The organism is Oceaniradius stylonematis (assembly GCF_003149475.2).
GTDB classification, from domain to species: Bacteria; Pseudomonadota; Alphaproteobacteria; order Rhizobiales; family Rhizobiaceae; genus Roseitalea; species Roseitalea stylonematis.
Genome location: NZ_QFWV02000004.1, coordinates 1,060,394 through 1,087,223 on the forward strand (window position 1 = coordinate 1,060,394; position 26,830 = coordinate 1,087,223).

Genomic DNA, 26,830 nt, shown 5'->3' on the forward strand with positions numbered 1-26,830 from the left:
GGGCGGCTCCGGCGGGGGGCGTCAGAGCAGATCCCATGCGGTGATGTTCTGGCGCATATGGCCGACCGATGTCGTGCCCGGAATGGCGATGATATTGGGCGACCTTTCGAGCAGCCATGCCAGCGCCTCGCGCGGCGCCAGTTTCGCGCCGTGCTGCATCGGGTTGGCGCCCAGCGGTCCGTAGGGGATGAAGGCGATGCTTCTTGCCGCCGTGTAGTCGACCAGGCCGTCGTCGCCCGTTTCATCCATGTTGAAGCGGTTCTGGACGCTGGCGATCGGCGCGACCGCGAGCGCCCGGTCCAGCTCGTCCCGCGTAACGTTCGACAGGCCGATATGGGCGATGCGGCCGTCTGCCCGCGCTTCCGCGAGCGCCGCGACGGAGACCTCGACGGGCGTTTCGGGATCGACCCGGTGAAGCTGGAACAGGTCGATCCGGTCGCGCCGCAGATTGACCAGCGCCTCGTCGACCTGCCGCAGCAGCGTGTCGCGCGATCCGTCGATCGTGATCCGGCCGGGTTCGGGCTTGTCGACGCCGCCCTTGGTGGCGAGCGCCACGTCGCGGTCCGCCAGCGCCTCGCCGACGATCCGGTCGGCGGTCAGCGGGCCGTAGGACCGGGCGCTGTCGAAGAAGGTCACGCCGTCATCGGCCGCTGCCCGCAGCAACGAGATGCCGCCTTCCCAGTCCTCATAAGGGCCGAAATTGCCGGGCTGGCCCGTCAGGCGCATGGCGCCAAATCCGATCCGGTTGACCTCGATGTCGCCGCCGATGCGATAGGTCCGGTTGGGTGTGTCTGTCATCTCGCTCTCCATTGTGGCGGCCAGATCCGCCAGTGCCCGCAAACCTATCGATACGCCGGCCTCGTCGGTAGACGAGTGCAAAGAGCTATTGTTATACACTTAACGTATGACTCGATCACTCGACCGCCTGACGCTTTTGGAAACCTTCGTGCGGATTGCCGAGCGCGGCTCGATCAGCGCGGCGGCCCGCGATCTGGGCCTGTCGCAAGCCTCGGCGAGCCGGCAACTGGCCGATCTCGAAGAACGCCTGGGCGCGCAACTGATCGTTCGCTCGACGCATCACCTGAGCCTGACCAAGGCCGGCGAGCGGTGCCTCGCCGATGCACGGCTGCTGCTGGCCGAATGGGAAGGGTTCGCCGAGGACTTTGCCGGCGACGCCGACCGCATCGCGGGGCCGCTGAAGATCGTCGTGCCCGTTGCGCTCGGCCAGACGGTCGCGCTCGACTGCGCCGTGGCGTTTCAGGCGGCCCATCCCGAAATCGTCCTGGACTGGATCCTCGATGACGCGCCGAACCGCTTTTCGGAGGTCGGCTGCGATCTGTGGCTGCGCGTCGGCGCCGTTCCCGATGAAACGCTGATCGTACAGCCGCTGGCAGAGGTGGAACGCATCGTCGTGGCCGCTCCGGGTTTGGTGGGGCCGGCTGACGGCGATCCACAAGCGCTGGCGAACGTGCCGTGCGCGGCGCTGCACCCGTTCGAGGGCGGGCGATGGCCGCTGACCGGACCCTTGGGAGAGACGGCCGATCTCGATGCCCGCGTGACGTTCGCCAGCAACAACATCGCGACCACGAAACGCGTCGCCGTGGCCGGCGGCGGCTATGCCATAATGCCGCGCTGGCTGGTGGCGGCGGAACTCGAAGCCGGCACGCTGGTCGAGCCGTTGCCGGGGTGGCGTGCCGCGTCGCTGACGATCAACGCCGCTTTCGCGCCGGCGCGGCGTCAGACCCGGCGGCTGCGCCTGTTCATCGATGCCATGAAGGACGGGCTGGCCGGCTTGGCATAGCCATTGCCGAGGCGCGCGCCAATCGCGATCAGCTCACCCGGCTCATCGCCGAGCGGGCGATCGAGAAATCGGGGTCGAGCTGAAGCGCCCGGCGGAAGGAGCGCTTGGCGCGCTCGCGCTCGCCGCGCTGTTCGTAGACGAGGCCCTGACTGGTCCAGCTCTCGGCGCTGCGATCGTCCAGTTCGATGGCGAAGTTGGCATCGGCGAACGCATTGTCGAGCTGGTTCAGCGCAAGGTAGGAGATGGCGCGGGCATTGTAGGGCTCGGGCGCATCGGGCTGCAGCGAGATCGCCGTCGAGAAATCGTCGATGGCGAACTGGTGCTGGCTGCGGCCCTGATAGATCAGGCCGCGCCGGTGATAGGCGCGCGGATCGGTGGTGTCGAGCTGAATGGCGCGCTCGAAATCGCGGAACGCCTCGTCCGTGCGGCCGGCGCGGCGGTAGAGTTCGCCGCGGCCGACAAAGGCCTTGTCATAGCGCGGATTGATCTGCAGCGCGGCATTGTAGTCGTTGGCCGCGCTCGTCTGGTCGCCGAGCAGGCGGTGGATCAGCGCCCGGTTGGCATAGGCCTCGAAGAAGCGCGGATTGAGGGCGATGGCCTGGTTGAAGTCCTCGAGCGCCTCGCGATAGCGGCCGCCGCGGCCGAAGGCCGAGCCGCGCACATTGTAGGCTTCGGCGTCGCGCGGATTGGCGCGGATGACTTCGGTGAGCGAGGCAATGTTCTGGGCGCTGCCCTGTTCGGCCTCGATGCGCACGGCTTCGCCCTGCAGCGCCGATGTCTGGCAGGCGCCGAGCGCCAGCCCGGTCGCGCAGACCAGCGCAAAGCGCGTCAGACGCGCCGCGCCGGCCGTGCCGCGTCTGGCTGAACCCTGATCGCCCATCGTCACTTCCCCTCTCGACCCCATGCACCTTCGCACAAAAATGGCGTGGCCATTGTCAGGTCACGCCATGCTTGCATGTCAATCTGGACAATATCGCGGCGATGCCGTCGGCACCGGCGCCGCGGGGCCTCAGCGGCCCTTGCGGCCGCCCAGAAGGCCTTCGCGCTGGGCGCGCTTGCGGGCCAGCTTGCGCGTGCGGCGCACGGCTTCGGCCTTTTCGCGGGCGCGCTTTTCGGACGGCTTTTCGTAATGGCCGCGGAGTTTCATCTCGCGGAACACGCCTTCGCGCTGCATCTTCTTCTTCAGGACGCGCAGCGCCTGGTCGACATTGTTGTCACGGACAAGTACTTGCAATTTGATCCCGTTCCTTCGGTGTTCGAGGCTGGTTTGGCCGGTTTTCGCGTCTGCGAGGCTGCCGAAACACGGAACGCAAAAATCGGTTCGCAGAGCCGCCGGCCAGACGATTGCCTGCGGCATATCAGCTTCGGCACCACAAGTCCAGTCTGCCCGATGCAGATGACAGGCCTTTGTCGGCGTTGGGAAAAGCGGTCTGTGGCAAGGCTGTGCGCGTCCTTTGCCGTCGCAATCCGGCTGGAAGTCGCCTGCGCGCTATGCTTTTGTGCCGGCCAGTTTGGCATCAACGGTGAGGGCCGATGCGCCGATTTTCCGGATTTGCCGTGGCGCGCGAGGCGATGCGCGCACACAAGGGCTGGGGCCGCCAGTGGGACAGCCCCGAACCGCGTTCGTCCTATGACGTGATCATCGTCGGGGCAGGCGGGCACGGGCTGGCGACCGCCTATTACCTGGCCAAGGAACACGGCATCACCAATGTCGCGGTTCTCGAAAAGGGCTGGCTGGGCGGCGGCAACACCGGGCGCAACACGACGATCATCCGCTCGAACTATCTCTATGACGAATCGGCCGGGCTCTACGACCATGCGGTGAAGCTGTGGGAGGGTCTGAGCCAGGATCTCAACTACAATGTCATGTACTCGCCGCGCGGCGTGATGATGCTGGCGCACAATGTGCATGACGAGCAGGTGCTCAAGCGGCACATCCATGCCAACCGGCTCAACGGCGTCGACAATGAATGGCTGACGCCCGAACAGGCGGGCGAGTATTGCCCGCCGCTGAACATCTCCAAGGGCGCGCGCTACCCGGTGACGGGCGCGGCGCTGCAGCGGCGCGGCGGCACGGCGCGGCACGACGCGGTGGCCTGGGGCTATGCGCGCGCGGCGTCGGCGCGCGGCGTGCATGTGATCGAAAATTGCGCCGTTACCGGCATTCGCCGGTCGGGCAACGGGCAGGTGACCGGCGTCGAGACGACGCGCGGCTTCATCGGCGCCAAGAAGGTGGGCGTTGTCGCCGCCGGGCACACATCGGTCTTGATGGAGATGGCCGATGTGCGCATGCCGCTCGAGAGTTTTCCCTTGCAGGCGCTGGTTTCCGAGCCGGTCAAGCCGTGCTTTCCGTGCGTGGTCATGTCCAACTCGGTGCACGCCTACATCTCCCAGTCCGACAAGGGCGAACTGGTGATCGGCGCGGGCACCGACCAGTACACCTCCTATTCGCAGACCGGCGGCCTTCACATCCTCAAGGACACGCTCGAAGCGATCTGCGAGATGTTCCCCGTCTTCACGCGCATGAAGATGCTGCGCTCGTGGGGCGGCATCGTCGATGTGACGCCCGACCGGTCGCCGATCATCGCCAGGACGCCGGTGCCTGGCCTTTACGTCAATTGCGGCTGGGGCACTGGCGGGTTCAAGGCGACGCCCGGTTCGGGCCATGTGTTCGCGCACACGATCGCCAACGACAATCCGCATCCGATCAATGAGGGCTTCACGCTCGAGCGGTTCACCACCGGCCGGCTGATCGACGAAGCGGCCGCCGCGGCGGTGGCGCACTGAGATGGTCGGCCTGGCGGCGATGACACTGGCCGCGGGCATGGCCGCCACGCCGGTCGCCGAGCCGGGCGAGCGGAACATCTTCCGCATCCCGCGCGCCGGCGATGTGCGCATGCAGACGCTGACGCGGGCGGGCGGCGAGACGGGCTGGCCCTTCACCGTCGATGAAGGGCTCTTGATGTGCGTGTTCGTGGCCGGCCGGCCGACCGTCTATTTCGCTGTCGTCGAAGAGCATGACGAATGGCACGAGGACCCGCCGGTGCGGATGGTGATCGTGTCGACCGATCCGTTCGACGCGACGCTCGCCAACATGGCCGTCAACGACCTGATCGTCGAGACCGGCGGGCCTGCGGAGCGCATGGCGCTGTTCGCGCCGTTCGAGCGAATGGGACGGCGGCTGTGCGACCAGCCGCGCGGCACCGAGATGGGCCCCGGAGAACTGTAGGAAAGCCGATGCTGTTGATCCATTGCCCCTATTGCGAGGAAGCGCGCCCGGAGATCGAGTTCCGCCATGCCGGCGAAGCCCATATCGCCCGGCCTGCCGACATCGCCTCGCTGACCGACGAGGAGTTTTCGCGCTTCTTCTTCTACCGCGACAACCCCAAGGGCATCACGTTCGAGCGCTGGCGGCACTTGCATGGCTGCGCGCGTTTCTTCAACGCCGCGCGCGACACGGTGACCGACAAGTTCCTCGTCACCTACCCGGCGGGCGAAGCGAAGCCGGACCTGGTCGAGGCGGCCAACGAGAATGCGAAGGGGGCGACATGACCGCGTCCACCGCCACACAGCCCAACCGCGTCGACGGTGCCGGGCGTCTGACGCCGGCCAATCCGGTCCGGTTCAGCTTCGACGGCGACACCTATCACGGGCTCGCCGGCGACACGCTGGCCTCGGCGCTGCTGGCCAACGACATTCACCTTGTCGGCCGGTCGTTCAAATATCACCGGCCGCGCGGCATCCTGACCGCCGGGCCCGAGGAGCCCAACGCGCTGGTCGGCATTGCGCGTGGCGCCGCCCGCCGGCAGCCCAATGTGCGCGCCACGGTGCAGGAAATCCATGACGGGCTCGACGCGACCAGCCAGAACCGCTGGCCGTCGCTGACCGCCGATGTCGGCGAAGTGAACGACTGGATGTCGCCGGTGTTCGCGGCGGGCTTTTACTACAAGACCTTCATGTGGCCGAAAAAGGCCTGGGACACGGTCTATGAGCCGATCATCCGGCGCGCGGCGGGCCTTGGCGTCGCGCCCGATCAGCCGGACCCGGACCGCTATGCGGCGCGTTACGCCCATTGCGACGTTCTGGTCTGCGGCGGCGGGGCTGCGGGGCTGAGCGCGGCGCTGGCGGCGGCCGAAAGCGGCGCTTCGGTAATCGTCTGCGACGAGCGGGCGGCGCCCGGCGGCGCGCTGGCGTTCGAGACCGATGCGCGGATCGACGGCCAGGACGGCCATCGGTGGGCGACCGAAACGGCGGCGAAGCTGGCGGCGATGGACAATGTCCGCGTGCTGCCGCGGACGACCGCGTTCGGCTATTATGCGCAGAACTTCGTCGCGCTCGCCGAACGGCTGACCGACCATCTGGACGAGCCCGCCCCCTCCATGGCGCGTGAGCGGCTTTGGCAGGTGCGGGCCAAGCGCGTGGTCATCGCTACCGGCGCCATCGAGCGGCACATGGTGTTCGCCAACAATGACCGGCCGGGCATCATGCTGGCTTCGGCGGCGCGGCATTATCTGAACCATTACGGCGTTTTGATCGGCCGGACGGTCGGCGTCTACACGGCCAACGATTCTGCCTATGCGGCGGCGTTCGATCTCAAGCGCGCCGGCGCCGACATCGCCGTGATCGCCGATATTCGCGACACGGTCGATCCGGCGCTGCTCGAAGAGGCGGGCCGGCTCGGCATCCGCGTTCTCACCCATCACGCGGTGGTCGCCGCCGGCGGTAAGCTGCGGGTCTCGTCCATCGTCGTCCGGCCGTGCCGGGGCGGCAGCCGTCAGGTAATCCCGGTCGATGCGCTGATCATGTCGGCGGGCTGGACGCCGTCGGTGCACCTGTTCTCGCAATCGCGGGGCAAGCTGCGGTTCGACGAGGACGGCCGGCGCTTTCTGCCCGGTGAATATGCGCAGGACTGCGCGTCGGCGGGGGCCTGCAACGGCGCCGCAAACCTGGCCGCAACGGTGGAAGAGGGCCTTGCGGCGGGCGAAGCGGCGGCCAAAGCCGCCCGACCCAAGGCCACGGCAAAACCACTCTCGATCAAGGCCGAGTCCGGCGGCTCGTGGGACGGGCTGATGCTCGGCGCCGGGCCGAACCCGGAAGCGGGCAAGGTGGTCAAGGCGTTCGTCGATTTCCAGAACGATGTCACCGAAAAGGACATTCGGCTGGCGGTGCGCGAGGGCTTCCATTCCATCGAGCATGTCAAGCGCTTCACCACCAACGGCATGGCGACCGACCAGGGCAAACTGTCCAACATGCACGGGCTGGCGATTGCCGCCGAGGCGCTCGACCGGCCAATACCCGAAGTGGGGCTGACGACCTTTCGCGCGCCCTATACGCCGGTGACCTTCGGCACGATCGTCGGCCACGGGCGCGGCGCGCTGTTCGATCCGACGCGCCGCACGCCGATGCATGAGAGCCACGAACGGGCGGGCGCGGTGTTCGAGGATGTCGGCCAGTGGAAGCGGCCCTGGTACTATCCGCGCGCCGGCGAGGACATGGCGGCGGCGGTCAACCGCGAATGCGTCACGGTTCGCAAAAGCGTCGGCATGTTCGATGCCTCCACGCTCGGCAAGATCGAAGTGGTCGGCCCGGACGCGGCGGCGTTCCTGCACCTGATCTACACCAACCCGTTCATGAAGCTCGGCGTCGGCCGGCTGCGCTACGGCATCATGTGCCGCGAGGACGGCTTCATCTATGACGATGGCGTGGTCGGGCGGATCGCCGAGGACCGTTTCCATGTGACGACGACGACCGGCGGCGCGCCGCGCGTCCTCAATCACATGGAGGACTATCTGCAGACCGAATTCCCGGAGATGAAGGTCTGGCTGACCTCGACATCGGAACAATGGGCGGTGATCGCGCTGCAGGGTCCGAAAGCGGCGGAAGTGCTCGCGCCGTTCGTCGGCGGCTTGGATCTGTCGAAGGAGGCGCTGCCCTTCATGAGCGTTGCCGAAGGCACGTTCGCCGGCGTGCCGATGCGTCTTTTCCGCATGTCGTTTGCCGGCGAGGACGGCTTCGAGATCAATGTGCCGGGCGATTATGGCCGGGCGGCATGGGACGCGCTGCACGACAAGGTCGCCGAGGCCGGCGGCTGCGCCTACGGCACCGAGACGATGCATGTGCTGCGCGCCGAAAAGGGCTACATCATCGTCGGGCAGGACACGGACGGCACGGTGACGCCGCACGATGCGGGCCTTTCCTGGGCCGTCGGCAAGGCAAAGGACGATTTCGTCGGCATTCGCGGTCTCAAGCGGCCCGATCTGGCCGGCGGGGGGCGGCGGCAGCTTGTCGGCCTGAGATCGAAGGACGGCAGCACCGTGCTCGACGAAGGCGCGCAGATCGTCGCCGATCCGAACCAGCCGCCGCCGATGGACATGATCGGCTGGGTGTCGTCCTCCTACTGGTCGGACAATTGCGGCGGGCCGATCGCCATGGCGCTGGTCGAGGGCGGGTTCGACCGGATGGGCGAGACGCTTTACGTGCCGATGCCGGACGGCGTCGTCGAGGTCGAAGTGCGCGACACCAATTTCTGGAACCCGGACGCGGAGTCAGACAATGGCTGAGGCGATGACGATCGAACGGCGCCACCCGCTGGCGGGCCATGTGTTCGCCGGAACGGGCGTGGCGCTGACGCCGGCGCATGCGGCGTTCCGCACCAGCCTGCGCTGCCCGTCCGCATCGGTTCCGGGCTTGTCGGATGCGCTCGGCGTCGCGCTGCCGCGCACGCCCAAGACATCAGTCACCGAAAAAGGCCGGTCGGCGCTGTGGCTCGGCCCGGACGAATGGCTGCTGATCGACGAAAAGACCGATCCGATGGCCGACCTTGGCGGGATCGATGCGCTGCATGCCGCCGTCGATATCTCCCATCGCAATACGGCGATTTTGGTGTCCGGACCAGGCGCGGCGGATGTCATCAATGCAGGCTGTCCGCAGGATCTGTCGATGGAGGCGTTCGGCACCGGCGCCTGTTCGCGCACCATCTTCGGCAAGGCCGAGATCGTCCTGTGGCGGGTCAAGCCGTCGGTGTTCCGGATCGAGGTCTGGCGGTCGTTTTCGGACTATGTGTTCGGCTATCTGGCCGAGGCCGCGCGCGACGGCGGCTGATCAGCTTTTCGGCCGGACGATCATCAGCGTCAGCCATTTGGCGGTCATCGCCGGCTTGGTGCTGTTTTCGATTTCCAGCGTCACGTCATAGGTGAACAGGATGCGGCCGGACGGCCTTATGTCCGCATCGGCGAGACCGAAGATCGCCCGCAATCGCGCGCCCGCCCTGACGGCAGCATGGAAGCGCACTTCGTCGAACCCGTAATTGACGCCCATGCGCACATCGCCGTCCAGATCGGGCAGCGCCTCATAAGCAAGGGTCGACAGGAGCGACAGGGTCAGAAAGCCGTGCGCGATCGTGCCGCCATAGGGCGTTTCGCGGGCGGCGCGCTCGGGATCGACATGGATCCACTGGTGATCGTCGGTTGCGTCGGCGAACCCGTCGATCATCGCCTGCGTGACGGTGCGCCAGCTCGAGGTGCCGACGGTGGTGCCGACAAGGCCGGGAATTTCGTCGATGGCGATAAGGGTCTTGGGAGACGCGGTCATGGGCTCGCCTTGCGGTGTCGGTACGGAGTTGAAAAGGGGCGCGGCGGTCTTGGACCAGCGGGGTGGCGCGAGTCAACGCGCAGTTGCGCCGATCAGCGCGATGCACTCTCCCTGCAGGGCACCGGGTAGGTGGTGCGGAACACGCCGTCATCGACGGGGCGCTCTGGATCGAAGCAGGTGACGCGTCCGACGCCATCGGCCCAGAACAAATGCGGGTCCTGGGGTGCCACGATTCTGCGGCCGCGCGTGCGGTGCACTTCGAAATGCAGGTGCGAGATCGCCGCGGCGAGGATGCCCGTGCGGCCCATCGTGCCGATCTGCTGGCCGCGCGCGACCTGCATGCCAGGCTGCACGCGGCGGCTGTCGAGATGCATGTAGACGGTGCGCGTCCGGCGTCCGGTGGCGTCGACGCCGTGATCGATCACCACCCGGTTGCCGTACATGGGCTCCATGAAAGAGTCCGTGACGCGGCCCGGAGCGGCGGCGATCACGGGCGTGCCGACGCGGGCGATGATGTCGATCCCCTCATGGAAGGAGGACGGGTTGCTGCGGCCGCCGCGATTGCCTGCGACGCGGAACTGCTGGGAGATCGACGGCGCGTTGGCCGGCATGATCACGCGGATCTCGTCTTCGACCAGCGGGCTGTAGATGGCCGCCGTGCCGTAACCGTCGCCGGTGCAGGCTGACAGGGCCAAAAGCGCCACAAGGGAAGATGCGGCGCACGCGAAGCGGTGAATGCGGTTCATCGGCGTCCCCCCGGGCGTTCCGCCGGCGCCGCTCACGTTCCTTGCCGAGGGAAACAGATGGTGGGCGATACTGGGATTGAACCAGTGACCCCTTCGATGTCAACGAAGTGCTCTCCCGCTGAGCTAATCGCCCATCCGTGTGGGGCGGCATACACCATGAACCGCCTTGACGGTCAAGTGGGGTCGTTTCGCATTGTGGGCAAGCGGCAAGGGCGCGTTCAGGCGGCCTGGATCAGCTTTTCGACCTCGTTGACCAGATCGCGCAGATGGAAGGGTTTGGACAGGACCTTGGCATCCTTGGGCGCCTGGCTGTCGGGGTTCAGGGCGACGGCGGCAAAGCCGGTGATGAACATTACCTTGAGGTCCGGATCGAGCTCGGTGGCGCGGCGCGCCAGTTCGATGCCGTCCATCTCCGGCATCACGATGTCGGTCAGAAGCAGGGTGAAGGGCTCCTCGCGCAGCCGCTCATAGGCGCTCGCGCCATTGTCGAAATCGGTGACCTCGTAGCCCGCCTTTTCCAGCGCCTTGACCAGAAAGCGGCGCATGTCGTTATCGTCTTCTGCCAGCAATATCCGTTGCATGTGATGTGCTTCTCTCACTCGATGCGGGGCGCCGCGCGCGCGGCTGTCGCACAGACATTACAGATCATGGTAAAAATGCGGTATATGCGCCGGCGGGTCAATCGGGCGCGGCTTGTTCGGCGCCACGCTCTGGACAATGGGTGCCGCCCCTGTCAACACTGGTCGCCACCGAAACCGCGCCGCAGGGGAGGCGCCTCCGACGATGCTGATCGCGCCGGACTTCTGCCATCATCCCGCCTTCGAGGTGCGGGTTCCCAAGCGCCAGACCACGCCGTTCGTGTTCAACTCTCCGCACAGCGGGCGCCATTATCCGCGCCGCTTTCTGGACATGACGCGGCTCGATGCGCTGGCCGTCAGACGGTCGGAGGATTTCTTCGTAGACGAGCTGTTCCACGGGGCCACCGAGCTTGGCGCGCCGATGCTGCTGGCACATTTCCCGCGCGCCTATCTGGACGTCAACCGCGAACCCTATGAGCTCGATCCGCGCATGTTCTCGGACCGGCTGCCCTCCTTCACCAACCGCCAGTCGATCCGTGTCGCCGGCGGCCTCGGTACGGTGCCGCGCGTCGTCTCGGAAGGCCAGCACATCTATGCCCGGCGGATCGGCTTTGAGGAGGCGCGCCAGCGCATCGAGGGCATCTACAAGCCCTATCATTCCACGCTGCGCGGCCTTCTGGCGCAGACGCACCGGCAGTTCGGGCAAGCCGTTCTGGTCGACTGCCATTCCATGCCTGCCTCGATCCGCATCGGCGCGGAGGGCGTGCGGCCGGACTTCGTCGTCGGCGACCGGTTCGGCACCAGCGCCAGCGCCGGGATCACCGAGGCGGCCATCAACATTTTGCGGGCGATGGGCTATATGGTCGCCGCCAACAAGCCCTATGCGGGCGGATTCATCACCGAGCATTACGGACGGCCGGCCAAGGGGCTGCATGCGGTGCAGATCGAGATCAATCGCGGTCTTTATGTCGACGAGCAGACCTTGCAGCGCAAGCCGGGCTTCGACGCGCTGCGCGAGGACCTTTTCCAGTTCATGGCAACGCTGGTCGACTTGCCCCAGAGCGCCTTTGCGGACTATTCCATCGCCGCCGAATAGGCGTTTCCCGACAGGTTTCGCGCAAAAAAAGACCGCACTCGAACGAATGCGGTCAAAGTCTAGGGAGGAAACGCCCAGGAGGGCGTGACAGGCAAGCCTGTCGATGATCAAGGTATGCTGCAACGCACAAAAGTCAAGAGTTGCGGGCGCAAATCTTTCGCAATTGCGAAATAGCAGGTGATCCACATGACAATGACGCTGCCCGACCGGGCATTTCTCGAACAACTTGCGCGGGCGGCGGCGGCCGAGACCCTGCCGCGTTTTCGCATGGCCGGCGCGGTCGCCAACAAGCTGGGCGAGGGGTTCGACCCGGTGACCGAGGCGGACCGGGCCGCGGAAGCGGCGATCCGGGCGCTGATCGGCGCACATCATCCCGATCACGGCATCATCGGCGAGGAATATGGCAGCGAGGGCGAGGACCGAAGCCATGTCTGGGTGATCGACCCGATCGATGGCACGCGGGCCTACATTTCCGGCCTGCCGGTCTGGGGCACGCTTGTCGGACTGACGGTCGATGGCGTTGCGCGGAGCGGCTTCATGCATCAGCCCTTCACGGATGAATTGTTCGTTGCCGACGGAAGCGGGACCTTTCTGCTGCGCGGCGGCGCCGATCCGCAGGCGCTGGAGACGCGCAAAGGAAAATCGCCTGGCGATGCGACGCTCTTCACCACCACGCCGGCCCTCTATGAGGGCGCCGGGCGCGAGGCCTATGACCGTCTCGAAGCGGCAGTCCGCCTGCCGCGCTATGGCTGCGACTGCTACGGCTTTGCCATGGTGGCCGCGGGCCATGCGGACATCGCCATCGAACCCGGCCTTGCGCCCTACGACATCTGCGCGCTGATCCCGCTGATCGAGCAGGCCGGCGGCGTCGTCACGCGCTGGGACGGCGGCCGCGCCGAACAGGGGGGCGACGTGATCGCCGCCGGCTCGGCCGAACTGCATGAAGCCGCGCTGGAGCTGCTCGACGCCTGACGATCAGGCGCCGCCGCCGGGGACGAACGCGTCGAAGGCGGCGAAGAACTGGTCGCGGTAGCGGTCCGCCTCCTGCATGAGTTCGTGGCGGGCGCCGGCGATGGTGATCAGCGATCCGGCGCGGATGCGGCGCGCATAGGCTTCGGCGGCGGTCGACGAAACGACGCGTTCGGCGCCGGCGGCCACCAGCAGCACCGGTATGCGGATGGACGCCATGTGGGCCGGGTCGTGTACGGCGGCAATCGCCCTTGCCGCCGCGCGCAGCCACCCGGCGGTGATCGCGCCGAGACCCAGCCCCCTGTCGGGGTCGAGAATGGCCTTGTTGCGCGCAAAGCGCGCCGCGTCGCTGGTCAGCTTGTTGGTCTCCAGCCGCAGCGCCGTGATGCCGCGCGGGCCGGCGCCGATATAGGTGCGGCCGAGGCCGCAATAGCACATCGCACCGGCCGCGGCCGACAGAAAGCCGGGCGGCGGGCCTTCCTCGGACAGGCCCAGAAAGGGTGCGGACATGACCATGCGCTCGATGCGGTTGGCCATCATCGGCGCCGTCAGCAGCGCGATCAGCGCGCCCATCGAATGGGCGAGCGTGAAGAAGGGCGGGCGCGTCTCGGGCAGGATCGCGGTCGAGAACACCTGGTCGAGATCGGTCGCGTATTGCGAGAAATCGTCGACATAGCCTCGCCTGGCATCGCGGAAGAAGCGCGTCGAACGGCCTTGGCCGCGCCAGTCGAAGGTGCCCACGTCGAAGCCCCGGCCGACAAGGCCGGCGATCGTCTCGGCATATTTCTCGATGCATTCATTGCGCCCGTGCAGCAGCACGATCGTGCCCTTGCATGGCGCGATGTCCGTGCGAAAGACGGCAAAGCGCAGGTCGAAGCCGTCATCGGTGCGCGTAAAACCCTGCCGGTAGGGTTCGGGGCAGGGATTGCCATCGAAGGGGACCAGTACGTTCACATCCGACCGCGGGTTTGGCTGCAGATTGGCGATGCGCCCCTGATATGGTCCGGTCCGGACAAGGTCAAAGAAAATCCGGAGGCGCCGGGCTGGCGCCTCCGGTGTCGAACCGGGCAGGAAGGGACGTTGCAGCCCGGCCGATCGGTGTCTTCGGGATCAGTTGAAGCCGAAGGAAAAAGTCACGCCGCCGCGTTGCTGATGCTGAAAGGGCTGGCGATGGCGAGGCGCGTGATAGACGGGCTGAAGCAGCCGGCGGCGAACGATGTGGCCGTTGCGCGGGTCGATCTTCAGGGCGACCACGCCGCGGCGGCCGAGCGCACGGGCGCGCCAATAGCCGTTGCGGAAGTGGACCCGGTGCACGTCGCGATAGCCGCGCCGGTAAAGGCTGCGGACGACCGCGCGGCGCGGCATGGCATGGCGCTCGCCATAGTGCCGGCGGTGGCCGACCGTCTGGATGTCGATCTGCGCGGACGCGGCCGGCGGCGCGTGGATCGGCCGCGCCTCTGCGGGTGCGGTGGCGCCAAGCGCGGTGGCGGCGATGATGCCGGCGGCAAGAAGGGGGGCTTTCATGATGCCGGTCTCCTTTCTGGTTTGGACCATGATGGGCACTGTTGTGCTTTTCTTCGTTGTGTCTCCCGGTACAACTTGCGCCCACCATGCATCGGCACGGCTGAACGCACGCGGAAGCGCCCGTTCATCTGCCGTTCATGTCCGGTTAACCTTGGGAAGAGGTGCGGCGGGCGGCGCCACTGGGCACAGCCCTTGAAGCGGAAATTCCCGCTCACCATATTCGGGGAGCAGGCGCCAGAAGGGCCTGCCGGCCATCAGCCAGACACGCCGATCCGGGTGTTTGCGGCCGCATATCGTTCAATGTTGCTCACTGGAGGACAGAACCCATGCGACACGTCGACTTTTCCCCCCTTTACCGCTCCACCGTCGGTTTCGACCGGCTGTTCACGATGCTCGATTCGCTCGGTCAGCCCGAAAACGGCCAGACCTATCCCCCCTACAATATTGAGCGGACCGGCGAGAACGCCTACCGCATCACCATGGCGGTGGCCGGCTTTGCCGAAGACGATCTGACGATCGAAGCCAAGGCCAATGTCCTGAAAGTGGCCGGCGCCAAGGCCGAGGACACGCAGGACGACAGCCGTGAAGTGCTGCATCGCGGCATTGCCTCGCGCGCCTTCGAGCGCCGCTTCCAGCTTGCCGACTATGTGGAAGTGAAGGGCGCCGAACTGGAAAACGGCCTTCTGCACATCGATCTGGAGCGCGAAATCCCCGATTCCATGAAGCCGCGCAAGATCGAGATCGCCAAGGGCAACGGTTCGGCCCGGCAGATCGAGGCCAAGGCCCACAACTAAGGCCTTTCAATCAGTCCGCATCGGACCTTACGCGCGGGCCTCGCACCCCGCGCGCACGGTTCGCCAGACCGCCGGCGGCCTCCCTCGCCGGCGGTTTTTTCATGTCTGAAATCAGCGGAAACGCTTGGCCAACAAATGGTCGAGCGACAATTTGCCCGGTCCCCTGACGACGATCAGAGCCAGGATGAACACCCACATCAGGCGCTGGTCGAAGACGATCGCGTCCGGCAGCCTGTCGAACATGGACCCGACGAACCGGCCCTCAAGGCCGTGGAAGGCGATGTCCACATAGCTCTGGACGATCACGAAAAAGATCATGCCGAGCGCGGCGATGCGGCTGAACAGGCCGATGACGATCATGATCGGCAAGAGTATCTCGGTCCACGTGCCCAAGAGCACGATCAGATGCCATGGAAAGAAGGGGATGGCGGAGATATCGCCGCCATACTGGTCCATGATCGGCGGCAGGATCGATGCGTAGGCGCCGAGCGACGGGCTGAGAAAACCGAAGATGCCGTCGCCGAGCTTCTGCCAGCCCGAATTGAGGTAGTAGAGCAGCAGCACGCTGGCGAAGGCGAAGCGCGCGGCAAAGCCGGTGAACCAGCCCGCCGTGGCGCGTTCGACGGCGGAAAAGACGCCATGATGCAGCCGCACGATCAGGCCGATCACGCCGCCTCCGGTTGAAGGCGTGGGCGCGCGGGCGTCCTCATTGGCAAAATCGGTCATCATCCCCTCCATTGTCCGGTGCCGCGACGGCGGCGAACGCGCCGGCCGACAAGAGCGCCGTCAGGGCGCCGTTCAGGTCGAAAGCCGGGTCGGTTTCAAGCGCAAGGCCGGCGGCCTCGCCTAGCGTCGATCCGCCGGCGAGCGCGTCCGCGAACCGCGCCGCGGCCGGCGTCAGATGCGTCACGGTCACCTTGTCGGCGGGCCGGGTGACGAGGATCGCCTCGGCTTCGGACATGTCGACGGGCGCAAGATCCATAAGGTCGCGGTTCATCGAAACGATTCGGAACACGGGGAAAGGCGAGGCGATGACGGCGAACGCCGGATGGGCGGCAAAGCGCGCGTCGGCGATCCTTTCCGGCGGGATCGCGGCGAGCCTTGCCGGTTCGAGCGGATCGGCATCGGCGGCGTGATAGGCGGTCAGCCAGGCGCGTTCGGCGCGGGCGACGTCAGCCAGATAGGGCAGCGGCCGCGCGGGATCGAAGGCGGCGATGAAACCTGGAAAATCCTCGCCGTACCGGAACAGGAGCGGCGATGTGGGCGGGCTGGCGCGGACATGCTCGCGGGCCATGGCGCGGAAGAAGTTTTCCCCGGTCAGCTTGAGAACGGCGGGAAAGATGTCGGCGAGCGCGTCGATCAGGCTGACGGTGACATTGTTGCGGTAGACATTGTAGCGCTTGACCGCGCTCTTGCCGTGCGGGCCCGCAACATGGGGCGGCGCCGCGCGCTCGGGGTCGAGCAGGCCGGCCGAAAAGGCCGCGGTGTCGATGGCGGGTTCAGGCAGGGGCGGCATGACGCACCTTCGGTGCCGACCGGGCATGGCGGCGCAGGATGGCGTTGGCGCTTTCGGCCTCGGCGCGCAGCACCGGCCATTCGGGCAGATCGCTGTCCCATTCGACCAGCGTCGGGATCGGCCCGGTCCCGGCGATCACCTCTTCATAGAGCGTCCAGACCGGATCGGCGACGGGGCGGTCGTGGCTGTCGATCAGAAGCAGCGCGCCTTCATCGTCCTCCTGCTCGGTGTGGCCGGCGAGATGGATTTCGCCGACATGGGTCAGCGGGAAGGCGGCCAGATAGTCGCGCGCCGAATAGCCGTGATTGGTGGCCGAGACGAAAACGTTGTTGACGTCGAGCAGAAGGCCGCATCCGGTGCGCGCGACAATGGCGGCAAGGAAATCGGTCTCGCTCATCGTCGAATTGTCGAACAGCACGTAGGTCGCCGGGTTTTCCAGCAGCATGCGCCGGCCGGTGACCTCCTGCATGCGGTCGACATGGTCGCACACATGGTCGAGCGTTGCGGCGGTGTAGGGCAGCGGCAGAAGATCGTTGAGGAACATGTCCTCGTGCGTCGACCAGGCCAGATGTTCGGAGATCAGGCCGGGCTCGTAGCGGTCGCACAGCGCCGCAAAGCGGGCGAGATGGTCTTCGTCGAGCGGCCTGGGGCCGCCGATCGACATGCACACGCCGTGCAGCGACAGGGGGAAGTCGCGGCGGACGCGCTCGAGGGTCCGGTGCGGCGGGCCGCCATCGCCCATGTAGTTTTCCGCATGGACTTCCAGAAAGCCGACCGAGCCGGGATCGTCGAGGATCGCGATAAGATGGCCGGGCTTGAAGCCGACGCCGGCCGAGGCCGGAACAGCGCCTTTAATGGCGGCGGGTGAGTCTGCCGCGAACCGGTCCGAAGGCGCATGGCGGTGCGTCTTCGAGGCGGCGCCCTGAGGCGCGAGGGGTCTGGCGTTCGTCATGACGGCGCTTTCCGGTTCGCGGCAGATCGGTTGCGTTCGGCTTATGCCGGCAGGTCGCGGTCGAGCGCTTCCAGCGAGCCCATGCGGTCGCCCGGCAGTTCCATCGAGGCGCAGGTGCCCTCGGGGACATAGGTCCAGGCATTGCCCTGATAGTCGACGGTGGAGGTGCCCTGGCAGGTGGTGCCGGGGCCGGCGGCGCAGTCGTTCTCGCCGGCCAGCGAAACGCCGTAGCACTTCTCGTTGGCGGCATGGGCGTCGGAAACGCCGGCCAGGTTGACGCCGGCAACGGCGGCGGCGACGGCACCGGCCAGAACGGCGCCCGAAAGAACGGTCTTTGTTGCTTTGGACATGGATATCTCCCTTGAGGAACCAGATGACCGGCACAGCGCCGGACGGCCCGACGCTCACAGAAGCGCCGATCAATGGGAAATCAACGGGCCGTTATCCAGGCTCACTTCGCTGTGAGGCGACCGTGAGCGCGGTGGCCCTAACCGGCAAGCGCGACGTCCAGCGCGGCCACGTCCGCGTCGGTGGTGGCAAACGACGCGACAAGGCGGATCATCGCCTCGTCTTCGCCGACCAGATGGCGCTCTGCGCGCGGCGGTTGCCAGTGGCTGAATTGCGCGCCTTTTTCCGCCAGCGCATCGACGGCCTCTTTGGGGCCGACCGCGAACACTTCGTTGCCCTGCGGCTGCCAGGCGAGCCGGAACCGGTTGCGCGCGGCGATGATGCCGGCGACCCGCGCGCCCATCCGGTTGGCGTGGGCGGCCATCTCCAGCCACAGACCGTCGGCGAAATAGGCCTCGAACTGCGCCGACACGAAGCGCGCCTTGGAGGCAATATGGCCGGCGCGTTTGCGCAGATAGTCCATCTGGCGGCCATGGTCGGGATTGAAGACCAGCACCGCCTCGGCGCACCAGCAGCCATTCTTGGTGCCGCCGAAGGAGACGATGTCCACGCCGCGTTTCCAACTCATCTCGGCCGGCGTGCAGCCGAGCGCGACGACCGCATTGGCAAAGCGCGCGCCGTCCATGTGCAGCGGCACGCCGTGGCCGTGGGCGACATCGGCGATGGCGCCGATCGTATCGAGATCGTAGGCGGTGCCGGCCTCGGTCAGCTGGCTGACGGATACCGCCTGCACCTGCCCGGCATTGAGCCCGCCATCCTCGATCAGGCCGATTGCCGTTTCCAGCGAGGCGGCGTCGAAGCGCCCCAGTTCACCGTCAACGCTCTCAAGACGGGTGCCGGCGGCGAAGAACTCCGGCGCGCCGCATTCGTCGACGCGGATGTGCGCCTCCGAATGGCACAGGACGACGCCGCCGGGCCGTGCGACGGCGGAGAGGCCCAGCGCATTGGCCGCCGTGCCGGTGCCGACATAATGGACCGCGACATCGGTCTCGAAAATGTCGCGGAATGTCTGTTCCACCTGGAGATCGAAATCGCTGCCGCCATTGGCCTTGACGAAACCGCCATTGCGGCGGGCCAGATTGTCGGCGATGGCGGGATGGGCGCCGGCCCAGTTGTCGGAGGCAAAGTGCATGGTGGCGGCGGGTCCTGAGGCGGGTTGCGTGTGGCGTTTCATCGCGCAGAACCGCTCTGGCTGCAATTGTTGCCGCGCGACCTTGTGAAATGTGGCGAAATCTGCCATAAATTAGGGCAGCAATGCTGTCCTATTATGGCCTGCATCCCGGCAAGCCGCCGGTCGCGGGCCGAAAACGTGCCCGGACGAATGCCGGGCCCTGTCCGAAATGGCGATGGAGCTGATCGCGCTACCGGCCTGATCCGGTGACGGAAACGCCCGACGCCGCTCTCGGCGGACCGAACCGGACAACATCTGCCGCAGATTGATGCGCGTAATGCGGACCATCGCAGACGCGAACCGGAGGGATGAAGATGACGAAGATGACGCCATCGCGCGATTTCGACCGGTCGGTGCCGGCTCGCAAGATCGATGCCCGCCGGACAGCGAACACCGACACCAAGACGCCAAAACCCCGTTCGGGCCTGCCCGCCGCGCAGGGCCTTTACGATCCGCGCAACGAGCATGATGCGTGCGGCGTCGGCTTCGTCGCCCACATGAAGGGCGAAAAGTCGCATGCCATCGTCGCCGACGGTCTGGCGATGCTGGAAAACCTCACCCACCGGGGCGCCGTCGGCGCCGATCCGCTGATGGGCGACGGCGCCGGCATGCTGGTGCAGATCCCCGACGCATTCTTCCGCGCCGTTCTGGCCGAACAGGGCACCGACCTGCCGAAGACGGGCGATTACGCGGTGGCGCATGTGTTCATGCCGCAGGACGATGCGCTGCGCGCCCATTGTGTGAACATCATCCGCGAGGCTGCCGCCGCCGAAGGCGTCGAGGTCATCGCGCTGCGCGACGTTCCGGTCGACAATGCATCGCTGTCGAAAGACCCCGACATCGCCGCCAGCGAACCGGTCCATGTGCAGGTCTTTTTCGCCCGGCCCGAAGGCCTTGACGAGGACACGTTCGAGCGGCGGCTTTTCATCCTGCGCAAGGTGATGTCGAACCGCGTCTATGGCGAGACCGACGGCCGCGACAACGGGTTCTACATCGTGTCGCTGTCGTCGCGGACGATCGTCTACAAGGGCATGTTCCTGGCCTATCAGCTCGGCGCCTATTACGACGATCTGCGCGATCCTCGCTTCGAGAGCGCGGTGGCGCTCGTCCATCAGCGCTTTTCCACCAACACCTTCCCGTCCTGGAAGCTGTCGCACCCCTACCGGATGGTCGCGCACAATGGCGAGATCAACACGCTGCGCGGCAACGTCAACTGGATGGCCGCGCGCCAGGCGTCGGTCGCCTCGCCGCTGTTCGGCGATGAGATCGAAAAGATCTGGCCGATCTCCTATGAGGGCCAGTCCGACACGGCGTGCTTCGACAACGCGCTCGAATTCCTGGTGCAGGGCGGATATTCGATGGCCCATGCGGTGATGATGCTGATCCCGGAAGCCTGGGCCGGCAACACGCTGATGAGCGACGAGCGCAAGGCGTTCTACGAATATCATGCCTGCCTGATGGAGCCCTGGGACGGGCCGGCGGCGGTCGCCTTCACCGACGGACGGCAGATCGGCGCGACGCTCGACCGCAACGGGCTGCGTCCCGCGCGCTACATCGTCACCGACGACGACCGGGTGATCATGGCGTCGGAAGCGGGCGTCATCACCGTCCCGGAAGAAAACGTCGTCACCAAATGGCGGCTGCAGCCGGGCAAGATGCTGCTGATCGACATGGACAAGGGCCGGATCGTCTCCGATGAGGAGATCAAGCACGAGATGGCGTCCATGCACCCCTATCGCGGCTGGGTGGAAAGCACGCAGATCATCCTCGAAGACCTCGATCCGGTGCCGGTGCGGCCGATGCGCGACGATGTCACGCTGCTCGATAAGCAGCAGGCGTTCGGCTACACCCAGGAAGACACCAAGATCCTGATGGCGCCGATGGCAACCACCGGCCAGGAAGCGATCGGTTCGATGGGCACCGACACGCCGATCTCGGCGATGAGCGACAAGTCGAAGCTGCTCTACACCTATTTCAAGCAGAACTTCGCCCAGGTCACCAACCCGCCGATCGACCCGATCCGCGAGGAACTGGTGATGAGCCTGGTCTCGTTCATCGGTCCGCGCCCGAACATCTTCGATCTGGAAGGCAATGCGGCGCGCAAGCGGCTTGAGGTGCGCCAGCCGATCCTGACCAATGTCGATCTCGAAAAGGTGCGCTCGATCGGCCATTCCGAGGATTTGTTCGACACCAAGACGCTGGATACGACCTATCCGGTCGAACAGGGCGCGGCAGGCATGAAGGCGGCGCTCGAACGGCTGTGCGAGCGCGCCGAAAAAGTCGTCCATATGGGCTACAACATCATCATCCTGTCGGACCGCCGGGTCGGGCCGGACCGGATCGCGATTCCGGCGCTCCTGGCAACGGCGGCCGTGCATCATTCGCTGATCCGCAAGGGCCTGCGGACATCGGTGGGCCTCGTCGTCGAATCGGGCGAGCCGCGCGAGGTGCACCATTTCTGCTGCCTGGCCGGCTATGGCGCCGAGGCGATCAACCCCTATCTGGCCTTCGACACGCTGGCCGAGATGCATGCTCGCGGCGAGTTTCCGCCCGAGGTCGACCAGTATGAGGTGGTCGGGCGCTACATCAAGTCGATCGGCAAGGGAATCTTGAAGGTCATGTCCAAGATGGGCATCTCGACCTATCAGTCCTATTGCGGCGCGCAGATCTTCGACGCGGTCGGCCTGTCGACGGCGTTCGTGAACGAATACTTCTTCGGCACGGCAACGACGATCGAGGGCGTCGGCCTTGGCGAGATCGCCGCCGAGACGGTCAAGCGCCATGCGCGCGCCTTTTCCGACGACCCGGTGCTGCGCACCGCGCTCGATGTGGGCGGCGAATACATGTACCGCGTCCGCGGCGAGGAGCATGTCTGGACGCCGGACGCGGTTGCATCGCTGCAGCACGCCGTGCGCAAGGATTCGCGCGAGGAATACCGCGAATTCGCCGCCTCGGTGAACGATGAGAGCGCGCGGGCCAAGACCATTCGCGGCCTGTTCAAAATCCGCACGGCCGACGATCTGGGGATCGACGCGGTGCCGCTGGACGAGGTCGAGCCGGCCAGCGAGATCGTCAAGCGCTTTTCGACGGGCGCGATGAGCTTCGGTTCGATCAGCCGGGAAGCGCACACCACGCTCGCCAGGGCGATGAACGCGATCGGCGGAAAGTCGAACACGGGCGAGGGCGGCGAAGAGCCGGACCGGTTCCTGCCGCTGCCCGACGGCACCAGGAACCCCGAGCGCTCGGCGATCAAGCAGGTCGCTTCGGGCCGGTTCGGCGTGACGACGGAATATCTGGTCAATTCCGACATGATCCAGATCAAGGTCGCCCAGGGCGCCAAGCCCGGCGAGGGCGGCCAGTTGCCCGGCCACAAGGTAGACGCGACGATCGCCAAGACGCGGCATTCGACGCCCGGGGTCGGCCTGATCTCGCCGCCGCCGCACCATGACATCTATTCGATCGAGGATCTGGCGCAGCTCATCTACGATCTGAAGAACGTCAACGAGCGGGCGGACATCTCCGTCAAGCTGGTCTCGGAAGTGGGCGTCGGCACGGTCGCTGCGGGCGTCGCCAAGGCGCGCGCCGACCACATCACCATCTCCGGCTATGATGGCGGCACCGGCGCGTCGCCGCTGACCTCGCTCAAGCATGCGGGATCGCCGTGGGAGATGGGCCTTGCCGAAACGCACCAGACGCTGGTGCTGAACGGGCTGCGCTCGCGCATCGCCCTGCAGGTCGATGGCGGGTTGAAGACCGGCCGTGACGTCGTCATCGGCGCGCTTCTTGGCGCCGACGAGTTCGGCTTTTCGACCGCGCCCCTGATCGCGGCGGGCTGCATCATGATGCGCAAGTGCCACCTCAACACCTGCCCGGTGGGCGTTGCGACGCAGGACCCGGTTCTGCGCAAGCGCTTCAAGGGCACGCCCGAGCATGTGATCAACTATTTCTTCTACGTCGCCGAGGAAGTGCGCGAACTGATGGCGGCGATGGGCGTGCGCACGCTGAACGAACTGATCGGCCAGACAGACCGGCTCGAACAGAAGCCATTGGTCGATCACTGGAAGGCGCACGGGCTCGATTTCTCCGGCATCTTCCACAAGCCCGAGGCGCCGAAAGAAGCCATCCATTGGACGCAGCGGCAGAACCATCCGATCCAGGACATTCTGGACCGCAAGCTTATCGAAGACGCGGAAATGGCGCTGCAGAGCCGTCAGCCGGTCCAAATTGCCGAGCAGATTCGCAACACCGACCGGTCGACCGGCGCGATGCTGTCGGGCGAGGTCGCCAAGCGCTTCGGCCACAAGGGGCTGCGCGAGGACACGATCGCTGTGACCTTCACCGGCACGGCCGGCCAGTCCTTCGGCGCGTTCCTGGCGGCCGGCATCAGCTTCGACCTGATCGGCGACGGCAACGACTATGTCGGCAAGGGCCTTTGCGGCGGCCGCATCGTTGTGCGTCCGCCCGACAACACGCGCATCACGCCGGAAGACTCGATCATCGTCGGCAACACGGTTCTCTATGGCGCGATCCAGGGCGAAGCCTATTTCCGCGGCGTTGCCGGGGAGCGCTTCGCGGTGCGCAATTCGGGCGCGGTCGCGGTGGTCGAGGGCGTCGGCGACCATGGCTGCGAATACATGACCGGCGGCGTCGTCGTCGTCATCGGCCAGACGGGCCGCAATTTCGCGGCCGGCATGAGCGGCGGGGTCGCCTATGTGCTCGACGAGGACGGCACGTTCGAGACGCGCTGCAACATGGCGATGGTCGAGCTGGAGCCGGTGCCGGAGGAGGACGACATCCTCGAAAAGCTGCACCATCATGGCGGCGATCTGGCCCACAAGGGCCGCGTCGATGTGACGGGCGACATGACCCGGCACGACGAGGAGCGCCTGTTCCAGCTGATCAGCAACCACAAGCGCCACACCGGATCGACGCGGGCGGCGGAGATCATCGACAACTGGGAGGCCTTCCGGCCGAAGTTCCGCAAGGTGATGCCGGTCGAATACCGCCGCGCGCTCGAAGAGATGGAACGCATGCGCATGAACGTTGCGGCGGAGTGAGACGATGATCATCAGCACGACCAACACGATCGAGGGCCGGCAGGTGGCCGCCTACAAGGGTGTCGTCACGGGCGAAGCCATTTTGGGCGCCAATGTGTTCCGCGATTTTCTCGCCGGCATTCGCGACATTGTCGGCGGCCGGTCGGGCGCCTACGAGAAATCGCTGCGCGAGGCGCGCGAGATCGCGTTCGGCGAACTGACCCAGGAGGCCGAGCGGCTGGGCGCGAACGCCGTGATCGGCGTCGATATCGACTATGAGAACATCACCGCCGGCTCGGGCACCATGCTGATGGTGTCGGTGTCTGGCACGGCTGTGGTTCTGGGGTGATGCTGTTGGATGGTCGTTCTGACATATGCTATGATATATGCCAGAATGAGGTGCGGGCGATGAACGAACATGTCAAAAGCGCTGATGAACGCTTGGCAAGGCTGTTCCGCAACGGCCGGAGCCAGGCTGTTCGGATCCCGAAGGAGTTTGAGTTTGCGGGCGATGAGCTCATCTTGACGCGTCAGCCGGACGGATCACTCTTGCTTCGGCAAGCGCAAACCGCAGGTCTGTTGGATTATCTGCGTACCGCCGAGCCTTGGCACGGGGACGACTTTCTTGCAGGCATCGACGATATGCCGCCGCTCGATGACGTCGAGCTCTAGAGCGTTTTTAGGCACCGGTTTTGGCATATCTACTCGATACCAACGTGATCTCCGCGCTTGTTCGGAACCCGCAAGGTGCCGTCGCCCAAAAAATCGCAGACGTCGGCGAGGATCGCGTTTTCACGAGCTCGATTGTGTCGAGCGAGGTCTATTTCGGCGTCGACAAGAATGGCAATGACGAGCTTCGAGGCAAGGTCAACCGGATCATGGCGCGTTTGTATATCGCCGCATTTCAGCCGCCTGCCGACAGCTGCTATGCGAAGCTTCGGGCAAGCATGGAGCGTGCGGGACGCAGCGTGACGCCCAATGACTACTTCATTGCGGCGCACGCCGTGTCGCTCGACGCGGTGCTTGTCTCCGGCGATCGCGCATTCGCGCATGTGCCGGATCTGAAACTTGAAAACTGGCTCGACTGACGAGCGCAAACGACTGGAACGACAATGGGCAAGGTAACGGGTTTTCTGGAGATCGACCGGCAGGTGGCCAAATATGAGCCTGCCTCGGACCGGATTCGCCATTTCAAGGAATTCACGATCCCGCTGGAGGATGCCGAGGTCGTCAAGCAGGCCGCGCGCTGCATGGATTGCGGCATTCCCTATTGCCACGGGCCGCAGGGCTGCCCGATCCACAACCAGATCCCGGACTGGAACGATCTGGTCTATAACAACAATTGGGAAGAGGCGATCCGCAACCTGCACTCGACCAACAACTTCCCCGAATTCACCGGGCGCATCTGTCCGGCGCCGTGCGAGGAAGCCTGCACGCTGAACCTCGAGGACGTGCCCGTGGCGATCAAGACGATCGAGCAGGCGCTCGCCGACAAGGCCTACGAGATGGGCTATGTGCGGCCCTATCCCCCGTCCGAGAAGACCGGCAAGCGCGTCGCGGTGATCGGATCGGGGCCTGCCGGAATGGCCGCCGCCCAGCAGCTTGGCCGGGCCGGACACGATGTCCATGTCTTCGAGCGCGAGGCGAAGATCGGCGGGCTGATGCGCTACGGCATTCCCGACTTCAAGATGGAAAAGCACTTCATCGACCGGCGCGTCGAACAGATGGAAGGCGAAGGCGTGACGTTCCATACGGGCGTCAATGTCGGAGTCGACAAGACCGTCGCCGATCTCAAGGCCCAGTTCGATGCGGTGATCTATTGCGGCGGTTCGGAACGGCCGCGCGATGCGGGCATTCCCGGCGACGACCTTGAGGGCGTGCATCCGGCGATGAACTATCTGGTCCAGCAGAACAAGCGGGTCGGCAAGGAGCAGAGCATCGATTCGGTTGCCTGGCCGTCGGAACCGGTTGTGGCCGGCGGCAAGCATGTCGTCGTCGTCGGCGGCGGCGACACGGCGTCTGACTGTATCGGCACCGCCTTCCGCCAGGGCGCGGTCAAGGTCACCCAGCTCGATATCCGGCCCGAGCCGCCGGAGAAGGAAGACAAGCTGACCGTCTGGCCGTTCTGGGCGACCAAGATGCGCACCTCCTCGTCGCAGGCCGAAGGCGCCGAGCGCGAGTTCCAGATCGCAACGCTCGAATTCGTCGGCGAGGACGGCAGGCTGACCCACGTCAAATGCTGCGAGGTGGACGAAAAGCGCCAGCCGGTCGCCGGCACGGAATTCTTCATCCGCGCCGATCTCGCCTTCATCGCCATCGGCTTTGCCGGTCCGTTGGAGCATACCGGTGTGGTCGCCGAACTGGGCGATGCGCTGGCGATGGACACCGACCGCCGTGGCGGCCGCTCGGTGCATGCCAACGATCGCGACTACCGCACGAGCGTCGACGATCTTTATGTCGCGGGCGACGCGCGGCGGGGCCAGTCGCTTGTCGTCTGGGCGATCCGCGAGGGCCGGCAGGCGGCCCGCGCCGTCGACGAGGCGCTGATGGGATCGAGCGTGCTGCCGCGCTGATTGGCTGGCGCCAGGGTCCTGACCCCAAGTCCTTTGGCTGAAATCGAAAGAGCCGTTGCTTTAGATCAATGAAGCG

General features: G+C 65.9%; 27 protein-coding genes and 1 tRNA gene. 14 read left to right on the forward strand and 14 right to left on the reverse strand.

What is annotated here, in order from left to right; translation table 11 throughout:
• Positions 1-21: 21 nt before the first annotated feature.
• Complete coding sequence (locus DEM25_RS08730; protein WP_109768625.1) at positions 22-798, reverse strand: aldo/keto reductase; 777 nt, start codon at positions 796-798, stop codon at positions 22-24.
• Positions 799-904: 106 nt separating this feature from the next.
• Here DEM25_RS08730 and DEM25_RS08735 point away from each other — a divergent pair, with 106 nt between their 5' ends.
• A complete protein-coding gene (locus DEM25_RS08735; protein ID WP_109768592.1) occupies positions 905-1,801 on the forward strand; it encodes a LysR family transcriptional regulator in 897 nt (298 codons plus the stop codon).
• Between the two features lie 28 nt (positions 1,802-1,829).
• Here the strand turns inward: DEM25_RS08735 and DEM25_RS08740 are convergent, their stop codons facing one another.
• Positions 1,830-2,681 carry a tetratricopeptide repeat protein gene (locus DEM25_RS08740; protein WP_109768593.1) on the reverse strand — a complete coding sequence of 284 codons (852 nt, stop codon included), beginning with the start codon at positions 2,679-2,681 and terminating at the stop codon, positions 1,830-1,832.
• Between the two features lie 129 nt (positions 2,682-2,810).
• Positions 2,811-3,035, reverse strand: coding sequence for a 30S ribosomal protein S21 (gene rpsU / locus DEM25_RS08745; protein ID WP_109768626.1), 225 nt, complete (start codon positions 3,033-3,035; stop codon positions 2,811-2,813).
• A 299-nt stretch (positions 3,036-3,334) separates the two neighbouring features.
• Here rpsU and DEM25_RS08750 point away from each other — a divergent pair, with 299 nt between their 5' ends.
• From DEM25_RS08750 to DEM25_RS08770, 5 genes are read left to right on the forward strand one after another with little or no spacing between them, the layout of a single operon-like run.
• A complete protein-coding gene (locus tag DEM25_RS08750) occupies positions 3,335-4,588 on the forward strand; it encodes a sarcosine oxidase subunit beta family protein (RefSeq protein WP_109768594.1) in 1,254 nt (417 codons plus the stop codon).
• Position 4,589: 1 nt separating this feature from the next.
• Positions 4,590-5,030 (forward strand): hypothetical protein, encoded by a 441-nt coding sequence (locus tag DEM25_RS08755; protein ID WP_109768595.1) that lies wholly within the window; start codon positions 4,590-4,592, stop codon positions 5,028-5,030.
• Positions 5,031-5,038: 8 nt separating this feature from the next.
• Positions 5,039-5,353: a sarcosine oxidase subunit delta gene (locus tag DEM25_RS08760; RefSeq protein ID WP_109768596.1), complete on the forward strand. Its 315-nt coding sequence runs from the start codon at positions 5,039-5,041 to the stop codon at positions 5,351-5,353.
• Positions 5,350-8,361, forward strand: coding sequence for a sarcosine oxidase subunit alpha family protein (locus tag DEM25_RS08765; RefSeq protein ID WP_109768597.1), 3,012 nt, complete (start codon positions 5,350-5,352; stop codon positions 8,359-8,361). The genes DEM25_RS08760 and DEM25_RS08765 overlap by 4 nt, the downstream gene beginning before the upstream one ends.
• Positions 8,354-8,902 carry a sarcosine oxidase subunit gamma gene (locus DEM25_RS08770; protein ID WP_109768598.1) on the forward strand — a complete coding sequence of 183 codons (549 nt, stop codon included), beginning with the start codon at positions 8,354-8,356 and terminating at the stop codon, positions 8,900-8,902. The genes DEM25_RS08765 and DEM25_RS08770 overlap by 8 nt, the downstream gene beginning before the upstream one ends.
• Here DEM25_RS08770 and DEM25_RS08775 read toward each other — a convergent pair whose 3' ends face one another.
• The 4 genes from DEM25_RS08775 to cpdR all read right to left on the reverse strand — a co-directional run bounded on the left by DEM25_RS08775 (position 8,903) and on the right by cpdR (position 10,718).
• Positions 8,903-9,391 (reverse strand): MaoC family dehydratase, encoded by a 489-nt coding sequence (locus DEM25_RS08775; protein WP_109768599.1) that lies wholly within the window; start codon positions 9,389-9,391, stop codon positions 8,903-8,905. It abuts the gene before it with no gap.
• A gap of 92 nt (positions 9,392-9,483) precedes the next feature.
• Positions 9,484-10,137 (reverse strand): M23 family metallopeptidase, encoded by a 654-nt coding sequence (locus DEM25_RS08780; protein WP_120222685.1) that lies wholly within the window; start codon positions 10,135-10,137, stop codon positions 9,484-9,486.
• Positions 10,138-10,195: 58 nt separating this feature from the next.
• Positions 10,196-10,270, reverse strand: a tRNA-Val gene (locus DEM25_RS08785).
• Positions 10,271-10,355: 85 nt separating this feature from the next.
• Positions 10,356-10,718 (reverse strand): cell cycle two-component system response regulator CpdR, encoded by a 363-nt coding sequence (gene cpdR, locus DEM25_RS08790; RefSeq protein WP_109768601.1) that lies wholly within the window; start codon positions 10,716-10,718, stop codon positions 10,356-10,358.
• A 202-nt stretch (positions 10,719-10,920) separates the two neighbouring features.
• Between cpdR and DEM25_RS08795 the strand changes: the two genes are divergently transcribed.
• Together DEM25_RS08795 and hisN are read left to right on the forward strand one after the other, a co-directional pair.
• A complete protein-coding gene (locus DEM25_RS08795) occupies positions 10,921-11,811 on the forward strand; it encodes an N-formylglutamate amidohydrolase (protein ID WP_109768627.1) in 891 nt (296 codons plus the stop codon).
• Between the two features lie 192 nt (positions 11,812-12,003).
• Positions 12,004-12,783 carry a histidinol-phosphatase gene (gene hisN / locus DEM25_RS08800; protein WP_375567792.1) on the forward strand — a complete coding sequence of 260 codons (780 nt, stop codon included), beginning with the start codon at positions 12,004-12,006 and terminating at the stop codon, positions 12,781-12,783.
• Between the two features lie 3 nt (positions 12,784-12,786).
• Here hisN and DEM25_RS08805 read toward each other — a convergent pair whose 3' ends face one another.
• Both DEM25_RS08805 and DEM25_RS08810 read right to left on the reverse strand, forming a co-directional pair.
• A complete protein-coding gene (locus tag DEM25_RS08805) occupies positions 12,787-13,734 on the reverse strand; it encodes an alpha/beta fold hydrolase (protein WP_245412816.1) in 948 nt (315 codons plus the stop codon).
• A 156-nt stretch (positions 13,735-13,890) separates the two neighbouring features.
• Positions 13,891-14,304, reverse strand: coding sequence for a hypothetical protein (locus tag DEM25_RS08810; protein WP_147393293.1), 414 nt, complete (start codon positions 14,302-14,304; stop codon positions 13,891-13,893).
• A gap of 326 nt (positions 14,305-14,630) precedes the next feature.
• Here DEM25_RS08810 and DEM25_RS08815 point away from each other — a divergent pair, with 326 nt between their 5' ends.
• Positions 14,631-15,098, forward strand: coding sequence for an Hsp20 family protein (locus tag DEM25_RS08815; RefSeq protein WP_109768604.1), 468 nt, complete (start codon positions 14,631-14,633; stop codon positions 15,096-15,098).
• Between the two features lie 111 nt (positions 15,099-15,209).
• Here DEM25_RS08815 and DEM25_RS08820 read toward each other — a convergent pair whose 3' ends face one another.
• The 5 genes from DEM25_RS08820 to DEM25_RS08840 all read right to left on the reverse strand — a co-directional run bounded on the left by DEM25_RS08820 (position 15,210) and on the right by DEM25_RS08840 (position 19,106).
• On the reverse strand, positions 15,210-15,824 hold the full coding sequence (locus DEM25_RS08820; RefSeq protein WP_196780308.1) for a DoxX family protein: 615 nt from the start codon (positions 15,822-15,824) through the stop codon (positions 15,210-15,212).
• Entirely contained in the window at positions 15,805-16,614 is an 810-nt protein-coding gene (locus DEM25_RS08825; protein WP_109768605.1) for an HvfC/BufC N-terminal domain-containing protein, read from the reverse strand. Before DEM25_RS08825 ends, DEM25_RS08820 begins: the two co-directional genes overlap by 20 nt.
• On the reverse strand, positions 16,598-17,566 hold the full coding sequence (bufB, locus tag DEM25_RS08830) for an MNIO family bufferin maturase (RefSeq protein ID WP_109768606.1): 969 nt from the start codon (positions 17,564-17,566) through the stop codon (positions 16,598-16,600). Before bufB ends, DEM25_RS08825 begins: the two co-directional genes overlap by 17 nt.
• 41 nt (positions 17,567-17,607) lie before the next feature.
• On the reverse strand, positions 17,608-17,916 hold the full coding sequence (locus tag DEM25_RS08835; RefSeq protein WP_109768607.1) for a BufA1 family periplasmic bufferin-type metallophore: 309 nt from the start codon (positions 17,914-17,916) through the stop codon (positions 17,608-17,610).
• Positions 17,917-18,053: 137 nt separating this feature from the next.
• Positions 18,054-19,106 (reverse strand): threonine aldolase family protein, encoded by a 1,053-nt coding sequence (locus DEM25_RS08840; protein ID WP_109768630.1) that lies wholly within the window; start codon positions 19,104-19,106, stop codon positions 18,054-18,056.
• A gap of 353 nt (positions 19,107-19,459) precedes the next feature.
• Between DEM25_RS08840 and gltB the strand changes: the two genes are divergently transcribed.
• The 5 genes from gltB to DEM25_RS08865 are packed head-to-tail and all read left to right on the forward strand — an operon-like array spanning position 19,460 to position 26,754.
• Entirely contained in the window at positions 19,460-24,202 is a 4,743-nt protein-coding gene (gene gltB, locus DEM25_RS08845; protein ID WP_109768631.1) for a glutamate synthase large subunit, read from the forward strand.
• Between the two features lie 4 nt (positions 24,203-24,206).
• The gene (locus DEM25_RS08850) at positions 24,207-24,530 is read left to right on the forward strand and encodes a heavy metal-binding domain-containing protein (RefSeq protein ID WP_109768608.1); all 324 of its coding nucleotides are present in this window, start codon (positions 24,207-24,209) and stop codon (positions 24,528-24,530) included.
• A 59-nt stretch (positions 24,531-24,589) separates the two neighbouring features.
• Positions 24,590-24,853 (forward strand): antitoxin, encoded by a 264-nt coding sequence (locus DEM25_RS08855; protein ID WP_109768609.1) that lies wholly within the window; start codon positions 24,590-24,592, stop codon positions 24,851-24,853.
• Positions 24,854-24,873: 20 nt separating this feature from the next.
• Positions 24,874-25,269, forward strand: coding sequence for a type II toxin-antitoxin system VapC family toxin (locus tag DEM25_RS08860; RefSeq protein WP_109768610.1), 396 nt, complete (start codon positions 24,874-24,876; stop codon positions 25,267-25,269).
• Positions 25,270-25,293: 24 nt separating this feature from the next.
• On the forward strand, positions 25,294-26,754 hold the full coding sequence (locus DEM25_RS08865) for a glutamate synthase subunit beta (RefSeq protein ID WP_109768611.1): 1,461 nt from the start codon (positions 25,294-25,296) through the stop codon (positions 26,752-26,754).
• Positions 26,755-26,830: the final 76 nt, after the last annotated feature.

What these genes read in the sequence shown, in the direction of transcription:
- DEM25_RS08730 (WP_109768625.1), bottom strand. Translation starts at nt 798, where the DNA reads ATGACAGACACACCCAACCGGACCTATCGCATCGGCGGCGACATCGAG.
- DEM25_RS08735 (WP_109768592.1), top strand. Translation starts at nt 905, where the DNA reads ATGACTCGATCACTCGACCGCCTGACGCTTTTGGAAACCTTCGTGCGG.
- DEM25_RS08740 (WP_109768593.1), bottom strand. Translation starts at nt 2,681, where the DNA reads ATGGGCGATCAGGGTTCAGCCAGACGCGGCACGGCCGGCGCGGCGCGT.
- DEM25_RS08750 (WP_109768594.1), top strand. Translation starts at nt 3,335, where the DNA reads ATGCGCCGATTTTCCGGATTTGCCGTGGCGCGCGAGGCGATGCGCGCA.
- DEM25_RS08755 (WP_109768595.1), top strand. Translation starts at nt 4,590, where the DNA reads ATGGTCGGCCTGGCGGCGATGACACTGGCCGCGGGCATGGCCGCCACG.
- DEM25_RS08760 (WP_109768596.1), top strand. Translation starts at nt 5,039, where the DNA reads ATGCTGTTGATCCATTGCCCCTATTGCGAGGAAGCGCGCCCGGAGATC.
- DEM25_RS08765 (WP_109768597.1), top strand. Translation starts at nt 5,350, where the DNA reads ATGACCGCGTCCACCGCCACACAGCCCAACCGCGTCGACGGTGCCGGG.
- DEM25_RS08770 (WP_109768598.1), top strand. Translation starts at nt 8,354, where the DNA reads ATGGCTGAGGCGATGACGATCGAACGGCGCCACCCGCTGGCGGGCCAT.
- DEM25_RS08775 (WP_109768599.1), bottom strand. Translation starts at nt 9,391, where the DNA reads ATGACCGCGTCTCCCAAGACCCTTATCGCCATCGACGAAATTCCCGGC.
- DEM25_RS08780 (WP_120222685.1), bottom strand. Translation starts at nt 10,137, where the DNA reads ATGAACCGCATTCACCGCTTCGCGTGCGCCGCATCTTCCCTTGTGGCG.
- cpdR (WP_109768601.1), bottom strand. Translation starts at nt 10,718, where the DNA reads ATGCAACGGATATTGCTGGCAGAAGACGATAACGACATGCGCCGCTTT.
- DEM25_RS08795 (WP_109768627.1), top strand. Translation starts at nt 10,921, where the DNA reads ATGCTGATCGCGCCGGACTTCTGCCATCATCCCGCCTTCGAGGTGCGG.
- hisN (WP_375567792.1), top strand. Translation starts at nt 12,004, where the DNA reads ATGACGCTGCCCGACCGGGCATTTCTCGAACAACTTGCGCGGGCGGCG.
- DEM25_RS08810 (WP_147393293.1), bottom strand. Translation starts at nt 14,304, where the DNA reads ATGAAAGCCCCCCTTCTTGCCGCCGGCATCATCGCCGCCACCGCGCTT.
- DEM25_RS08815 (WP_109768604.1), top strand. Translation starts at nt 14,631, where the DNA reads ATGCGACACGTCGACTTTTCCCCCCTTTACCGCTCCACCGTCGGTTTC.
- DEM25_RS08820 (WP_196780308.1), bottom strand. Translation starts at nt 15,824, where the DNA reads ATGACCGATTTTGCCAATGAGGACGCCCGCGCGCCCACGCCTTCAACC.
- DEM25_RS08825 (WP_109768605.1), bottom strand. Translation starts at nt 16,614, where the DNA reads ATGCCGCCCCTGCCTGAACCCGCCATCGACACCGCGGCCTTTTCGGCC.
- bufB (WP_109768606.1), bottom strand. Translation starts at nt 17,566, where the DNA reads ATGACGAACGCCAGACCCCTCGCGCCTCAGGGCGCCGCCTCGAAGACG.
- DEM25_RS08835 (WP_109768607.1), bottom strand. Translation starts at nt 17,916, where the DNA reads ATGTCCAAAGCAACAAAGACCGTTCTTTCGGGCGCCGTTCTGGCCGGT.
- DEM25_RS08840 (WP_109768630.1), bottom strand. Translation starts at nt 19,106, where the DNA reads ATGCACTTTGCCTCCGACAACTGGGCCGGCGCCCATCCCGCCATCGCC.
- gltB (WP_109768631.1), top strand. Translation starts at nt 19,460, where the DNA reads ATGACGAAGATGACGCCATCGCGCGATTTCGACCGGTCGGTGCCGGCT.
- DEM25_RS08850 (WP_109768608.1), top strand. Translation starts at nt 24,207, where the DNA reads ATGATCATCAGCACGACCAACACGATCGAGGGCCGGCAGGTGGCCGCC.
- DEM25_RS08855 (WP_109768609.1), top strand. Translation starts at nt 24,590, where the DNA reads ATGAACGAACATGTCAAAAGCGCTGATGAACGCTTGGCAAGGCTGTTC.
- DEM25_RS08865 (WP_109768611.1), top strand. Translation starts at nt 25,294, where the DNA reads ATGGGCAAGGTAACGGGTTTTCTGGAGATCGACCGGCAGGTGGCCAAA.